Annotated in this window: 11 protein-coding genes; 9 read left to right on the top strand and 2 right to left on the bottom strand. The window is 73.9% G+C overall.

Annotated elements, in window-relative coordinates; all coding sequences use genetic code 11:
* Positions 1-6 precede the first annotated feature (6 nt).
* From ABFJ78_RS47630 to ABFJ78_RS47645, 4 genes are read left to right on the top strand one after another with little or no spacing between them, the layout of a single operon-like run.
* On the top strand, positions 7-1,215 hold the full coding sequence (locus ABFJ78_RS47630) for a cytochrome P450 family protein (RefSeq protein ID WP_436394129.1): 1,209 nt from the start codon (positions 7-9) through the stop codon (positions 1,213-1,215).
* Positions 1,212-1,883: a hypothetical protein gene (locus ABFJ78_RS47635; protein WP_436394130.1), complete on the top strand. Its 672-nt coding sequence runs from the start codon at positions 1,212-1,214 to the stop codon at positions 1,881-1,883. Before ABFJ78_RS47630 ends, ABFJ78_RS47635 begins: the two co-directional genes overlap by 4 nt.
* A gap of 2 nt (positions 1,884-1,885) precedes the next feature.
* Entirely contained in the window at positions 1,886-3,337 is a 1,452-nt protein-coding gene (locus ABFJ78_RS47640; protein ID WP_436394131.1) for a serine hydrolase, read from the top strand.
* Positions 3,334-4,506: a glycosyltransferase gene (locus tag ABFJ78_RS47645; RefSeq protein WP_436394133.1), complete on the top strand. Its 1,173-nt coding sequence runs from the start codon at positions 3,334-3,336 to the stop codon at positions 4,504-4,506. The genes ABFJ78_RS47640 and ABFJ78_RS47645 overlap by 4 nt, the downstream gene beginning before the upstream one ends.
* A gap of 190 nt (positions 4,507-4,696) precedes the next feature.
* On the opposite strand, the gene ABFJ78_RS47650 is transcribed toward ABFJ78_RS47645, so the two are convergent.
* The gene (locus ABFJ78_RS47650; protein ID WP_436394135.1) at positions 4,697-5,551 is read right to left on the bottom strand and encodes an EamA family transporter; all 855 of its coding nucleotides are present in this window, start codon (positions 5,549-5,551) and stop codon (positions 4,697-4,699) included.
* Between the two features lie 83 nt (positions 5,552-5,634).
* Between ABFJ78_RS47650 and ABFJ78_RS47655 the strand changes: the two genes are divergently transcribed.
* Together ABFJ78_RS47655 and ABFJ78_RS47660 are read left to right on the top strand one after the other, a co-directional pair.
* Complete coding sequence (locus tag ABFJ78_RS47655) at positions 5,635-6,522, top strand: LysR family transcriptional regulator (protein ID WP_436394136.1); 888 nt, start codon at positions 5,635-5,637, stop codon at positions 6,520-6,522.
* A gap of 245 nt (positions 6,523-6,767) precedes the next feature.
* On the top strand, positions 6,768-7,919 hold the full coding sequence (locus ABFJ78_RS47660) for an MFS transporter (RefSeq protein WP_436394137.1): 1,152 nt from the start codon (positions 6,768-6,770) through the stop codon (positions 7,917-7,919).
* Between the two features lie 231 nt (positions 7,920-8,150).
* Here ABFJ78_RS47660 and ABFJ78_RS47665 read toward each other — a convergent pair whose 3' ends face one another.
* The gene (locus ABFJ78_RS47665; protein ID WP_436394139.1) at positions 8,151-10,982 is read right to left on the bottom strand and encodes a helix-turn-helix transcriptional regulator; all 2,832 of its coding nucleotides are present in this window, start codon (positions 10,980-10,982) and stop codon (positions 8,151-8,153) included.
* A 944-nt stretch (positions 10,983-11,926) separates the two neighbouring features.
* Here ABFJ78_RS47665 and ABFJ78_RS47670 point away from each other — a divergent pair.
* The 3 genes from ABFJ78_RS47670 to ABFJ78_RS47680 all read left to right on the top strand — a co-directional run bounded on the left by ABFJ78_RS47670 (position 11,927) and on the right by ABFJ78_RS47680 (position 14,666).
* Positions 11,927-12,925 (top strand): ABC transporter substrate-binding protein, encoded by a 999-nt coding sequence (locus tag ABFJ78_RS47670; protein ID WP_436394235.1) that lies wholly within the window; start codon positions 11,927-11,929, stop codon positions 12,923-12,925.
* 149 nt (positions 12,926-13,074) lie between these two features.
* Positions 13,075-13,452 carry a YciI family protein gene (locus tag ABFJ78_RS47675; RefSeq protein ID WP_436394140.1) on the top strand — a complete coding sequence of 126 codons (378 nt, stop codon included), beginning with the start codon at positions 13,075-13,077 and terminating at the stop codon, positions 13,450-13,452.
* Entirely contained in the window at positions 13,452-14,666 is a 1,215-nt protein-coding gene (locus ABFJ78_RS47680) for an RNA polymerase sigma factor (RefSeq protein ID WP_436394141.1), read from the top strand. The genes ABFJ78_RS47675 and ABFJ78_RS47680 overlap by 1 nt, the downstream gene beginning before the upstream one ends.
* The last annotated feature ends 145 nt before the right edge of the window (positions 14,667-14,811 follow it).

Consider the following 14,811-nt stretch of genomic DNA (forward strand, 5'->3'; position numbering starts at 1 on the left):
AGACCCATGTCGACCGAACCCGTGGTGGACGTCCGCGATCCGGCCGTCCTCGACGACCCGATGGGCGGGTACGACCGCGTCCTCGCCGAGTCACCGGTCTGCTGGGCCCGGCTGCCGAACGGCGGGGAAGGCTGGCTGGTCACCGGCAGCGACGCCGTCCGCGCGGTGCTGTCGGACCCGGCCGTGCGCAACGATCCCACCGGCCTGCCGGGGCAGGGCGCGCAGACGCAGGAGGAGGCGTTCCTCGCGCTGGGCACGCCCCCGGAGCACCTGCCCTACCTGCGCGCGAGCCTGCTCAGCCTCGACGGCGCCGAGCACGCGAGGCTGCGCCGCTGCATCAGCCACGCGTTCAGCGCGTCGCGGGTCGCCACGCTGCGCCCGCGGGTGCAGCAGATCGTCGACGAGCTGCTCGACGGCCTGGGCACGACGGCGAACCTGCTCGACGAGTACGCCTATCCCCTGGCCATGGCCGTGGTCTGCGAACTGGTCGGCGTTCCCGAGACGGACTGGGCGGACTGGTGGCGCTGGGGCAAGGTACTGGTCGACGGCGACCCGGCGCGGATCACGCCGACGCTGGGCGAGATGTTCGCCTACTGCCACGCCCTGGTCGACCGGCGCCGGACCGAGCCGCGGGCGGACCTGCTCAGCGAGGTCGTCGCCCAGGACGACCTGACCGACGTCGACGTCGTGGCGCTCGTCGTGTTCCTGGTGCTCGCCGGGCACGAAACGATGGCGCACCTGCTGTCCAACGCGGCGCTCGCGCTGATGCGCGACCCCGCCCAGCGGGAGCTGCTGCGCACCGAGCCCGGGCTGTGGCCGGCCGCGGTGCGCGAGCTGGTCCGCACCGACGGCCCGGTCCAGCTGGCCCGGTTGCGGTACGCCGCAACGGATCTGGAGGTGGCCGGGGTGGCGATCAAAGCGGGCGACGCGGTGCAGGCCGTGCTCGGCGCCGCCAACCGCGACCCGGCGCGGTTCGCCCACCCGCACGCGCCCGACGTGCGCTGGCAGGCCGAGCACGGCGGCCGCGAGGGCAGCGTCGGCTTCGGCTGGGGGCCGCACTTCTGCCTCGGCGTGGCCCTGGCGAAGGTGGAGGCGGAGGTCGCGCTGCGCAGCTTGTTCGACCGCTTTCCGGCGGTGGCGCCGGTGGGCGAACCGGCGTGGGTGCCGCTCCCCCGCGGACGGCACCGGGTCGCGCTGGAGGTGCGGCTGCGGTGAGCGACCCCGACGTTTCGGTCATCCTGCCCTGCGCCGGTTTCGGGACGCGCTTCGGAGCGCCCTACGCGAAGGAGCTGCACTGCCTGGCGCCCGGGGTCACCGTGCTGGACCGCAGCCTGGAGCCCGCGGTCGAGCTGGTGAAGAGCGGCCTCGTTGTGCGCGTGGTCGTCGTGTTCGGGACGCACAAGCTCGACACGGTGAAGTACCTGGCGCGCTACGCCGGGATCTTCCAGCTGGTCTTCGTCCTCCAGGACGACGTGGCCGCGCCGGGCCTCGACGGCGCGATCCGCTGCGCCCTGCCGATGACGCGCGGGCCGGTGGGCCTCGTGCTCCCGGACATCGTCGTCAGCGACGCCGGCAGCCTGCTCGCCGCCCTGCGGCTGCCGGGCTGGAGCGTGGTGGCGGCGAAGGAAAGCGACCCCGTGGTGCTGCGGCAGATGGGCGCGCTCACCGTTTCCGGCGGGGACGGCGTCGTGACCGTCGAGGCCGCCGCGGAGAAGCCCGTCGACCCTTCGGGGTTCAACGCGCTGTGGGGCACGGTGGTGGTCGCCGAGGACGAGGCCCACCGGTTGCCGGACGTGGCGCGGCGCGACGCGGACAGCCCGTTGACCGGGGCGCGCGCCGTCATGGTGGAGCGGATCGTCAACTACAACACCACCGAGGGGTGAGCGTGCTCGACGACGTGATGGGGGCGCTCGACGCCGTCCTGCCCCGGCTGGCCGCGGTCACCGGCACGCCCGGGGTCGCCGTCGCGGTGGCGACCAGCGACGACCTGCGGACGGCCGCGACCGGGTTCGCCGACCTGGCCGCGGGCACGCCGATGACCGCGGAGACGCCCGCCCCGGCGGGCTCGCTCACCAAACCCGTCACGGGCTTGGCCTTCATGCAGCTGGCCGAGGCGGGTGCCGTCGGCTTGGACACGCCGGTCGACGACGTGCTGCCCGCGGGTCTGCGTGGCGACGCGCCGCCGGTCACCACCGCCATGCTGGCCTCGCACCAGGGCGGCTACTACAGCGACATCGTCACCGCGACGGCGTGCGGAGCCCCGGCCGAGCCGATCCTCGGCTACGTCCGGCGGCGCCACGAGGCCGGGCGCTCGGTGGAGTACGGCGGGGCGCTGCCGCTGGTGACGGCGCCCGGGCCGTACTCGTACTCGAGCTTCGGCGTCGGTGTGCTGGGCGGCGTGGTCGAGCACGTGACCGGCGAACCGTACGCGGCCCGCGTCGAACGCGAGGTGTTCGCCCCGGCCGGCATGACGGCCTCCGGCATCGACGACGGCACGGGCAGAACCGGTGGCGCGACCGGCTATCTGGCGTTCGGCGACTGGTGCGTGCCGAGCCCGCCCCTGCGCACCGCGGCCTACCCGGGCGTCGGGATGTACACCAGCGCGGCGGACTTCGCGCGGCTGCTGCAATCCTTGCTGCGCGGCGACCGCGGCCTGGTCGCCCCGGACTCGCTCGCGGCGATGGCGACCCCGCGGGTGGAGCGGCCGAGTCCGCACGGCGTGCGGTCGTTCTCCGGGTTGACGCTCGAACTCGCGGACCCGGACCTGGGCGAGGACTGGTGGTGGGGGCACACCGCGGCGTTCCCGTGGGGGTTCTGGTGGGAGGCACGGGTCTGGCCGCACCGCGACCTGGCCGCGGTGGCGGTCGGCACCCGGTGGGACATGGCCCGGTTCCACAACCCCGCCACCCGCAGCGCCCCGGGCCTGGCCGTGGAGTACGCGGGCCGCTGGGCGGTGTCCGGCGCGCCGGCGAAGCTGCCGGACCTCGACGGGCGGCCCCGGTGGACCGGGCCGCGGCCCACCCCGGAAACCTCGCGCTGGATGGGGGTCCTGGTGGGCGAACGCACCCACGGCCTGCTCGGCGTACCCGAGGCGCTACCCGTCGCGGCGCTGGCCGGTGGAGCGCGTTCCCTCGGTGACGGCGACGCGAGCGGCTGGGACCCGGACGCGTTCGCGCGCGGGGTGGCGCAGGCGCGGGCGGTGGCGCCGGACCCGGCGGCGCTCGGGGTGCTGGGCCGGGAGCTCGGCCCGGCCGCCGCGTTGTGGATGCTGGAGTGCGGGGCTTCGAGCGCGGACGTCACGATGCCGGTCGGCTTCTACGCCGGGGCACCGCGGTGACGCGGGTCCTGCTGTCCACGTACGGAACGCTCGGGGACGTCGAACCGCTGGTGGCCCTGGCGGTGCGGCTGCGGGCCCTCGGCGTCGACGTGCGGATGTGCGTACCGCCGGACCTCGTGGACCGGATCGCCGGGCTCGGGATCGAGGGGGTGCCGGTCGGACCGCCGGTGCGGGCGCTGATGCGCGGAACGACCCCGGCCGAGCTGACGCGGTACCGGGCCGAACTCGTCGAAACGCAGTTCGAGGTCTTCCCTTCGGCTGTTGAAGGATGCGACGCAATGGTTGTCGCCGGTCTGGCGCAGGTCGCGGCGCGGTCGGTGGCCGAGGCCGCCGGCATCCCGTACGTGTACGTGACTTACTCGGTGGTGAACCTGCCGTCGCCACACCACACCCCGCCGCCGCGGCCGGGTTGGCCGGAGGAGCAAGGCGACAACACGGCGTTGTGGGCGGTGGACGCCCAGCGGGTGGACGCGCAGTTCCGCGAGCCGCTCAACCGCCACCGGGCCGCGCTCGGCCTGGCCCCGGTGGACAACGTGCGCGACCACGTCTACTCCGACCGGCCGTGGCTGGCGGCGGACCCGGTCCTGGGGCCGGCGGTCCCGGGGCTCGAGGTGGTCCAGGACGGGGCGTGGACGCGGGTGGACGAGCGTCCGCTGCCGCCGTCGCTGGTGGAGTTCCTGGCGGCGGGCGAGCCGCCGGTCTACGTGGGTTTCGGCAGCATCGGCCCGGCGCCGGACATCGCCCGCTGGTCGGTCGAGGCGAGCCGCGCGCGGGGGTACCGGGTGCTGGTGTCCCGCGGCTGGGCGGACTTGGCCGTGGGCGACTGCTTCACGATCGGCGACGTGAACCACCAGCGCCTGTTCGGCGAGCTGGCGGCGGTGGTCCACCACGGCGGCGCGGGCACGACGCAGACGGCCGCGCGGGCGGGCGTGCCGCAGGTGGTGGTCCCGATCCGGTTGGCGGACAACCCGTACTGGGCCGGGCAGGTGGCGGCGTGCCAGGTCGGCGCGGCCCTCGACGGCGCGACGGCCACGTTCGAGTCGCTGAGCGCCGCGTTCGACACGGCGCTGGCACCCGAGACGCGCGTGCGGGCGGCGGCTTTGGGTGCCGAGATGCGCACCGATGGAGCGGCGGTGGCCGCGCGCCGGCTGCTCGACGCCCTGGGTTGAGCCGGAGAGGGCCTGGCACGGTCGCGCGGCCCGGCCGCCGGCGAGATCGCGGGGCCGGCCGCCGGCGAGGGCCCAGCGAGGTTACGCGGCCCGGTCGCCGGCGAGGGCCCGGCAAGTCGCGCGGCCCGGCCGCCGGCGTCTTGTGCGGCCGGACCGGGAAGCCGGGGCCGGTCCGCCAGCTCGGCCTGACTCAAGCCGGCTGTCTCACCGGCTCCCGGGCACCGGTCCGCTCGGCACCCACCCCCGCCACCACGACGAACGCCACCCCGGCCACCGCGGCCGCGTCCGGGACCTGGTGCAGCACCACCAAACCGATCACCAGCGCGATCGCCGGCTCGAGGCTCATGAGCGTCCCGAACGCCGACGTCGTCAACCGCCGCAGCGCGAGCATCTCCAGGCTGAACGGCACCACCGGCAGCAGGATCGCCAGCCCGAGCCCGGTCAGCAGAAGCTGCCACGTCAAGTGCCCGAGCACCGCGGGCCCGTACACCAGCGTCGCCACCAGCCCGGCCACCGGCATCGACACCGCCAGCCCGCGCACGCCCGCCACCTCGTCGCCGACCCGCTGCGTCAGCAGGATGTAGCCGGCCCAGCACACCGCCGCGGCCAGCGCGAAAGCCACGCCGGCCAGGTCCGCGCCGCCCTGCCACGGCTGCGTCAGCAGCACCACGCCGACCGCGGCGAAGGCCGGCCACACCTTCTTTCCCCCATGACCGCGCGTGATCGCCACGGTCAACGGCCCGAGGAACTCCAGCGCGCTCGCCGTGCCCAGCGGCAGCCGCGCCACCGCCTCCATGAACAGCATGGTCATCCCGGCCGTGACCACCCCGAGCGCCGCGCAGGCCGCGAACGTCGTCCGCCGGAACGACGACGGCCGCGGGCGCACGAGCACGACGAGCAGCACGCCGGCCCACGCGAGCCGCAGCCAGGCGGCTCCTTCGGGGCCGATGCGGTCGAACAGGCCGACGGACACGGCGAGACCGAGCTGGACGCACAGCATGGCCGCGACCGCGAGGGTCGCTCCGGAACGGGTCGTGGATGGCACGGCTCCAGGAAATACCCGACACACCGTTCACGTCCACTTGCCGATGCTGGACAGTCCATTCAGGAATCATGGACAATCGCGCCATGGACACGCGTCGGCTGGAGTACCTCCTGGAGCTGTCCCGGCACGGGTCGATGCGGGCCGTGGCGGACGTGCTCGGCACGACGACGTCGACGGTCTCCCAGCAGATCGCCGTCCTGGCCCGGGAGGTCGGCACGCCGCTGCTCGAACCCGACGGCCGCCGCGTGCGCCTGACCCCGGCCGGGCGGCGGCTGGCCGACCACGCCGTGGCGATCCTGGCCGCCGTCGAGGCCGCGCACGCCGACCTCGACCCGCACGCCGAACCGGTGGGCACCGTCCGCGTCGCCGGGTTCGCCACCGCCGTCCGGCGCTCGGTGCTGCCCGCCGTGGCCCGGCTCGCCGAGGACCACCCCGGCGTGCGGGTGCTCGTCAGCGAATTCGAGCCCACCGAAGCACTGGCGGCACTGCTCGCGGACGACCTCGACCTCGCGCTCGTCTACGACTACGACCTCGCGCCCGCCACCGTGGACCCCGCGGTCGCCGTGAGTCCACTGTGGACCGCCGCGTGGGGCCTCGGTGTCCCCGCGGCCGACGCGCGCCGAGTGCGGGGCGAAGGCACCCTCGCGGTCTTCGACGCCTTCCGCGACCACGACTGGATCGGCAATTCCCGCAACAGCGCCGACGAGGACGTGCTCCGCACGCTCGCGTCCATGGCGGGGTTCACGCCGCGGGTCGCGCACCGCGCGGACAGCCTCGAGCTGGTCGAAGACCTCATCACCGCCCCCGGCCGCGGCGTCGGCCTGCTCCCGGCGCGGCGGCCCACCCGGCCGGGGGTCGCGGTGCTGCCGCTCGCCGATCCGGCTGTCCGGCAACGGGCCTTCGCGTGCACCCGCCGGGGCCGCGCCGCGTGGCCTCCGCTGGCACTGGTGCTGGACTTGCTGACGCACTGACACCACCCGGCCGGTCGGCGGTCGCCCGGATGGGCGCTTGCGCGCGAGCCGGCTCCCCAGCGTCACCGCGAACCGGCCGGTCGTGCCGATGCACGCCCATTCGCAGGTCCGGGGGACGACGTAGAACCGTTGAGGCACAACGGCCCTTCCGGCCATCCGTCAGGTGACGGATGTCTGATCCACGCGTTCCGCGAAGCATTGTTCCACGGGGCCCGCCGCTCCGACCTCGACGCCGAGGAGGAGCGATGTCTCGTGCTACCACCACCGCCTCCACCGTTGTGATCTTCCTCTTGGCCGTCAACCTGCGGCCCGCCGTCACGAGCCTGGGTGCGGCCCTGCCGGACATCTCCGTCGCCGGAAGCCTCGTCGCCGCGGTACTCGTCGCGTTGCCCCTGTGGGCGATCGGGCTCGGCGGCTGGGCGACGCCGTGGCTGTGCGGCCGGGTGGGCGCCCACCGGACCGTCACCGTGGGCCTCGCCGGGCTGGTGCTTTCGTTAGCCGGCCGGGTTCTCGGGGGCTCGTCACAGCTGCTGGTCGGCACGGCGCTGGCGTGCCTGTCCATCGCCGTGCTCGGCACCATGCTGCCGCTGCTGGCCGGGGGTTCCGCCGCCTTCACCTTCGGGCTCGGGCTCGGCAGCACGGCCGGCGCGCTGGTCACGCCGGCCGTGGTCATGTCGTCTTCGTGGCGGTACGCCCTGGGGTTGTGGGCGATCGTGGCGCTGCTGACCATGCAGATGTGGCAACGCACTCCGGACGAAGCCCTCGTGGCGCCCCGAAGGGCCGCCGGGACGACCCCGGCCGCCGCCCTGACCATCCACTTCGGACTGATTTCGACGGTGACGTTCCTGGTCATGGGCTGGCTCCCCGGCATCCTGCGCGACGCGGGAGTCTCGCCGACGACCGCCGGCACGTGCCTCGCGGTGTCGATGGCCATGGGGTTGCCGATGATGCTGCTGGTCCCCGGCTGGACCCGCCGGTGGCGCAACCAGACCCTGCTCGTCGTCGTCCTGGCCACGCCCAACGTCATCGGCGTGACCGGCCTGCTCCTCGCCCCTGCGGCGGCGCCCTGGCTGTGGGCCGTGGCGACCGGCGCGGGCATGGGCTCGCTCGCGTTCGCGCTGACGACCATCTCGTTGCGCAGCAAGGACAGCTCGCTGTCGCTGTCCGCGGTGGTCCAGGGCGTGGGGTACGTCATCGCGGGCTTCGGCGTGCTGGCGTGCGGCTGGCTGCACACGCACACCGGCACGTGGCAGACGCCGCTGCTGCTGGTGCTGGCGATCCTGCTGGGCCAGATCACCAGCGGGCACGTGGCCGTGACGCGCCGCACCCCGGCGGCTCCGGTCAAACGCACCCTCACCGTGCGCCCGCAGGGGAACGCTCCGGAGGTCGGAGTCTGACTTCAGCCCGAGGCGGGTTGCCGAGCAGCGGCTTCCCGCGCGATGCCGACGCGCGGGAAGCCGCACCAAACCGGCCGCGGCGGAGGTCACCGCCGCCGCTCAGCCCGACGCGGGCCGGTGGCGAGCGGCCCACCCGCACCCGACCGCCTACGGCGGCCCCACCCTGGCCAAGCCCGGGCCCCGGCAAGCCGGGTGACGCGGCCGATCCCGGCCGGCCACCTCGCCGCCCGCTCAGCCCGACGCGGGCTGGTGCTTGGCCGCCTCCCGGGCGATGTCGATCCGCGAGTGCACGCCCAGCTTGTTCAGGATGTGCGAAACGTGCGTGCCGACCGTGCGCGGGGACAGGTACAGCCGGGCCGCGATCTGCGGGTTCGACAGCCCCTCGACCACCAGCGCCGCGATCCGGCCCTCGGTCGGGGTGAGGCTGTCCCAGCCGTGCGTGGTCTGGCGGTGCTTCACCGTCGGGCCGCGGCGGATGCCCAAGGCCCGGAACATCGCGCGCAGCCTGGCCACGTCCCACTGGGCGTCCAGCTCCGCGTACACGTCGGTCGCGTGGGTGAAGGCCGCCCGCGCCGAACCGCGGTCTTCCTCGCGGGCCTTGGCGAACGCGATCGCGGCGGCTTCGAGCGCCCTCGCCCGGGACAGCGGCCGGCCGGCCTCGTCGTAGGCGTCGGCCGCGCGCAGCAGCATCGTCCCGTCCTGTTCCAGCAAACCACGGCAGTACAACGAAAGGGCGCGGCGGTGCGGGATGGGCGACTCGGCGGCGAGCGCGCTCACCCGGGCCTCGATCTGCGCGACCGTCCGGTCGTCGCCGGTCGCCGTGGCGAGGCGGGCCGCCTCGGCCAGCAGTTCCTGGCTCGCGTCCTCGCTGGTCATCGCCGCGGTCAGCACGGCCAGCGCCCGCTCCGGCGCGCCCGCGTGCTCGAACGCGAGGCCACGCGCCCGCGCCAGCGGATCCACGACCCGGTCGCCGATGCGTTCCGCGTGCAGCGCCGCGACGTCGAGGTGGCGGCGGGCGTCGGCCGTCTCGCCGCGGTGGTAGCAGATGATCGCGGCGACCCCGTGGTCGGCGCACACCACGGCCGGCTCCTTGCGGTCGTCCGGGACGACGTCCACCTCGGCCAGCGCGTCGTCCCACCGGCCCGCCCCCAGCAGCACGTACCCGATCGCGCTCTGGGACTGCGCCAGGCGCACGACGCTACCGGTGCGGTCGGCCAGTTCCCGCGCCTGGGCGGCGGCGGCGAGCGCGTCGCTGAGGCGGTCGAGCGCGCCGAGGGTGACCGACTGGTTGATGCGCAGCAGCAGGGTGAGGTCGATCAACGCGGGGTCGCCCCGCACGATCGCCATCGCGCGCTCGAACAGCGGCAGCGCGCCGGCCCAGTCGCCCCGCGACATCGCGGCCAGGCTCAGCAGGTGCAGCGCCCACCCGGTCGCCCAGCGGTCTTCGGCCGGGCCGAGCTCCACCAGCGCCGCCGTGGCGACCTCGCCCGCGGTTTCGACGTCCCCGAGGTCGCGGTGCGTCCGCGCGATGAGCACCAGGAGCTTCGCCCGGTGCCGGGCCTCCAGCCCGGGCTGGGTCAAAGCCTCGTTCAGCGCGGCGAGGGATTCGGCGGCGCGGCCGGTTGTCCCGCGGCACTGGACGACCGTGGTGTGCAGGTCGACGCGCACGTCGGGGTCGCGGACGCGATCCAGGGCGCGGCAGGCGATCCGCTCGGCCTGGGCCACGTTGTCCACCTGGTAGTACGCGTCGGCCAGCCGGCACGCCAGCGCGCCGGTCACGGCGTCGTCGAGCGGCGCGTCGCGCACCGCCCGGCGCAGCAGCGCGACGGCGACCACCGGCGCCTGCCCGATCAGCAGCGTGGACACTTCGAGCAGCCACCGCACGGCCCAGGCCGGCACCGGCACCCGGCTGTCGGTGGTGGAGACCATGGGCAGCAGCTGCCGCGCGACCCGCTCGACCGGGGCGCTCGCCTCGGCCAGTGCCCACGCGGCGGCCTGGTGCCAGGCGATCCGGACCGCCGTCGGCATCTCGTCGTACAACGCCGTGCGGATCAACGGGTGCCGGAACGCCAGGTCGTCGCCCGCCGCCACGAGCACCCCGGCGGCGCGGGCCTCGTCGAGGGCGGGCAGCAGGTCGGCGAGCGGGGTGTCCGTCACGGCCACCAGGTCCGCGACCGAGAAGCCGACGCCGAGCAGCGCCGCCGCGCGCAGCACGCCCTGCGCCTGCTCCCCGAGGAAGCCCAGCCGGTCCGCGATCGCCTCCGGCAGCGAGTCCGGCGTCGCCGCGCCGGTCAGCTCCACGATGCCCGCGGTGTCGACCTCCAGGCACGAGCTCCGGCTCAGCGCGTCGACCAGTTCGGTGAGGTACAACGGGTTCCCGGCGGCGCCGTCGGCCAGCTGCGCCAGCTCGGCGCCCGGTTTGCCGCCGGCCAGCGCCGCCACCAGCTCGAGCACGGCCGGTTCGGCGAGCCTGCCCAGCCGCAGCCGCTGGGCGGGTCCGACGATCCGGAAGAGCGACCGCAGGTCGTCGCGGCGCGGCACCGGGCGCAGCACGCCGATCAGGAGCAGCGGGAGCTGCCGGACCGCCCGGGCGAGCCGGCTCCACACCGCCACCGTCGTGCGGTCGGCCCACTGCAGCTCGTCGACGACCAGCACGGCCGGCCCGGCCTGGCAGAGCTCGTCCACCAGCGCGATCAGCTGCTCGGCGGCCGCGGCGGCGAGATCGGCGCCCCGGCCCGCGACGGCGCCGCCCCGCAGCAGCTCGGAAATGGCCTCCCGGCGAGGATCCCGCGCACCCTGCGTGACGCCCAGGGCTTCCAGGAGCGGGAGCAGCGGGAGGGCCTGGCCGAGCTCGTCGCCGGCTCCCCAGTACACCTGGCAGCCCGCGTCCGCGGCCGTGGCGCAGGCGGCCCGCACCAGCGCGGACTTGCCGACGCCCGGCTCGCCGTCCACCAGCACGGCGTGGCCGCGACCGGCCGCGACATCACGGATCCAGCCGACCAGCCAGGACAGCTCGCTGTCCCGTCCGACCAGCAGTTCGGTACCGTCCGTGAGCGGTCGCACACCGGGAATAATAGAAGTAAAAGTTGTTCCCCAACAAGAGGTTTGCCGGGACAACCCCGATCGACCGGGTAAACATCAATTCCGGGAAATTCGCCGACTCGTGATCCGGCCGTGATTTCCGCTGGTGGAGAACGCGGGATCACCAACCGCCGGGCCGTCGCGGCGGAATGGCGAATGTCGACCATTCTCACTGCGGGCGCTCCGGACGCGCCCGCAGTGTACGCCACCGGGGGCGAAACGCGACCGAACCGGTGAAAGTGCGGTGCGACCACCGTTCGGCCGACGAATGCCGGGACACTTCCGGGATCGACACCGCGTTCGGGATTTCTCGTCCGCGACCGCTCCGCGCCCACCAAGGCCGGCATTCGACGATTTCGACCCGGCCGCACGATCTTCCCGCGAGCGGCTTCGCGATTATTCCGGCACACCGAACCCCCGTGCGGACGGCGCCCGGCAGCCGCCGGGTTTCCAAAAGCGCACCCCGACCGGGCCAGCCGTCGCCGGCCATCGAGGATCTGTTGTTTTCCGCTCCGGACGCCGCCATCGGACCACGTTTTCCGCAGCCGAGCCACCCTCTTCCCCGACGATCATCGGTTAACCCCAATGGCCCATCGATACCACCGATCCCGGTCACGCAATCACGTTCGGCAAACCCCGACGAGCGACCCCGAATCCGCGCTTCCAGCGGCCATCCGCCCGCAAAAACAGCGGCACGCCACCTTTTCGCCACAGTGATTCGTAGCATTCCTCACCATTTACCGGACACCCGCAAGATCGTCGATCAAGAATGCCTGCGGCCATTCTGGTGAAATCCCGTTTTCGCCCGCATCCCGCGTTGTCAAGCGTTGAACCGGCTCCTACAGTGACCTGCCTGACGCCGGGGAATGATTCACACGACTCCCCTGGATTCGGTACACCAACTCACCTCCTTCGAGGAGCAGGCCTTGTTTGGAATCGTCAGGAGCAGTGGCCGGGTTCGCGCCGCGCTCGCCCTCGCGGCCGCCATGGTTCTCACCGGCTGCGGGGCACTCGGATCGGCCGAGCCGAACGCCGCGGCGAGCAGCGACGTGGAGAAGTCGACGCTCAAGGTCTCGATCTTGCCCACCACCGACCTCGGGCCGTTTTGGCTGGCCCAGGACGAAGGCTTCTTCAAGGCCGAGGGGCTCACCGTCGACTCCGTCATCGCCGCCAGCGGCCAGGCCTCGCTGACGAAGGCGATCTCGGGCGAGGCCGACATCGCGTTCTCGACCTACCCGCCGTTCTTCACCGCGACCGGCACCGGTACCGCCGACATGCAGCTCGTCGCCGACGCGACGTCGGTCAACGCCAAGAGCAATGCGATCGTCACGGTACCGAATTCGCCGGTGAAAACAATCTTCGACCTGGCCGGCAGCAAGATCGCCATCACGGCCAAGAACACCGCGTCGGATCTGCTCACGCGCTCGGTGATGCAAGACCACAACGTCGATTTCGGCAAGGTGAAATGGGTGCTGATCCCGCTGCCGAACATCGCCGCCGCGTTGCAGCAGGGCGAGGCCGACGCGGCTTACCTGCCGGAACCGTACATCACCCAGGCCGCCAAGACGGCGGGCGCGATTCCGGTGATCGACATCAACACCGGCGCGACCCAGGACTTCCCGCTGACCGGTTACGGAGCGACACGGAAGTGGGTCCGGGAGAACCCGAAGACGCTGGCCGCGTTCCAGCGCGCGATGCAGAAGGCCACCCACGAGGCCTTGATCGACCGCGCCAAGGTCGAGCCGCTGCTGGTGCGGTTCGCCAAGATCGACGAGGACACGGCCAAGCTGCTCACCCTGCCGGGCTACGGCTCGATCCTGGACTCGCGGCGCCTGCAGCGGGTGCCGGACCTGTTGCTGCAGCTCGGGGCCATCCCGAAGCCGATCGACGTGAACTCGATGATCGGCCCGCAAGCGGGGAGATGACCCGGCCCCACCTCGTCCGCGCGGCGATACGATCCGCACCCGGGACCGGGCGTCGAAAAGTTTTTCCTCGGCCGTGTTGATCCGCGCGTCGCCCGTTCGACAAGAGGGGGCGAGGGCCGAGAGGCGGTCCCGCGGACGAGGAGAGCACGATGCCGCAGTACATGCTGATCATGCGGGGCACCGACGAGTCGAACGCGGCGATGATGGCGAACATCGACGAGATGATGGCCACCAGCCGCCAGTTCATCGAAGACCTGGTCAAGGCCGGGGTCTACGTCGCGGCCGAGGGGCTCGACGACCCGAGCCTGGGCGTCGTGGTCGACTTCGGCGGCGAGACCCCCGTGGTCACCGACGGGCCGTACGGCGAGACGAAGGAGCTGTTCGGGGGCTTCTTCCTGATCGACGTCGCCTCGAAGGAAGAGGCGGTCGAGTGGGCCAAGCGGGTCCCGGCGGCGCGCGGGGCCAAGGTCGAGGTCCGGCGGGTGCCCGGCGGCGACGAGACGCCGGACTCCGGCGGCCGGAACTGATGGGCCCGGCCGACGTCGAGGCCGTCTGGCGGATCGAGTCGGCGCGGATCGTCTCCGCGCTGACCCGGTTCACCGGCGACTTCGGGCTGGCCGAGGACGCCGCCCAGGAGGCGGTCGCCGAGGCGCTCGTGGCGTGGCCGCTCGACCCGCCGGCCAATCCGGCGGGCTGGCTCAAGGCCACGGCCCGGCGGCGGGCGATCGACGCGATCCGCCGCCGGACCGCACTGCGGGACCGGTACGCCCTGCTGGCGGCCGACGCGGAAGCCGAGGACGAGGCCGACCCCGACCGGATCGACGACGACGTCCTCGCGCTGATGTTCGTCAGCTGCCACCCGGTGCTCTCCCCCGAGGCCCGGGTGGCGCTGACCCTGCGCGTGGTCGGCGGCCTGACCAGCGAGGAGATCGCCCGCGCGTTCCTCGTCCCGGTGCCGACCGTGCAGGCCCGCATCACCCGGGGCAAGAAGACGATCGCCGCGGCCGGGGTCCCGTTCGAGCTGCCGCCGCCCGCCGAGCGCCGCGAACGGCTGGGAGGCGTGCTCAGCGTCCTGTACGTGATCTTCACCGAGGGCTCGACGGCCACGTCGGGCGACCGGCTGCTGCGCCCCGACGTCGCCTACGAGGCAATCCGGTTGGCCCGGACGCTGGCCGCGCTGCTGCCGGACGAGCCGGAGGTGCACGGCCTGCTCGCGTTGTGCGAGCTGACGGCCGCGCGCTTCCCGGCCCGGACGGGCGCGGACGGTGCGCCGATCCTGCTCGAGGACCAGGACCGGCGGCGGTGGGACTTCTCGGCGATCAAGCGCGGGCTGGCCGCGCTGGCCAAGGCGTCCGTCCGCGGCCTCGGCCCGTACGGCCTGCAGGCCGCGATCGCCGCCACCCACGCGTCGGCGGCTTCGGTCGAGGCGACCGACTGGGACCGGATCGTGGTGCTGTACGAGGCGTTGGGCCGGGTCGCGCCGTCGCCGGTGGTGGAGCTCAACCGGGCGGTCGCGGTGGCGATGGCGTCAGGCCCGGCGGAGGGTCTGGCGATCGTGGACGAGCTGGTCGCGACGGACCGGTTGCCGGGATCGCACCTGGTCCCGACGGTACGCGGCGAGCTGCTGACCCGCCTCGGCCGCCGCCGGGAGGCGCGCGCCGAGCTGGAGCTGGCCGCCCGGCTGTGCGCCAACCAGCGCGAACGCTCGGTGCTGGTGCGGAAGGCGGCCGCGCTGGACTGACCGGCCGGCGGCGCCGCGCTCGTCGGCAGCGTCACTGCGGGCGGTGAGACGGCGGCGGCGCTGAGGTGGAGCCGCGCGGCCCGGCCGCGGGACGTGGTTCCGCGGCCTGGTGGCCTCGGCCGGTTTGCCGGGCCGGGTCGGCCGG

It is taken from the genome of Amycolatopsis sp. MEPSY49 (genome assembly GCF_051337345.1).
In the GTDB taxonomy this organism is placed as follows: Bacteria; Actinomycetota; Actinomycetes; order Mycobacteriales; family Pseudonocardiaceae; genus Amycolatopsis.

Coding starts and splice junctions, on each gene's coding strand:
- ABFJ78_RS47630 (WP_436394129.1), top strand. CDS start 7: ATGTCGACCGAACCCGTGGTGGACGTCCGCGATCCGGCCGTCCTCGAC.
- ABFJ78_RS47660 (WP_436394137.1), top strand. CDS start 6,768: ATGTCTCGTGCTACCACCACCGCCTCCACCGTTGTGATCTTCCTCTTG.
- ABFJ78_RS47680 (WP_436394141.1), top strand. CDS start 13,452: ATGGGCCCGGCCGACGTCGAGGCCGTCTGGCGGATCGAGTCGGCGCGG.
- ABFJ78_RS47675 (WP_436394140.1), top strand. CDS start 13,075: ATGCCGCAGTACATGCTGATCATGCGGGGCACCGACGAGTCGAACGCG.
- ABFJ78_RS47655 (WP_436394136.1), top strand. CDS start 5,635: ATGGACACGCGTCGGCTGGAGTACCTCCTGGAGCTGTCCCGGCACGGG.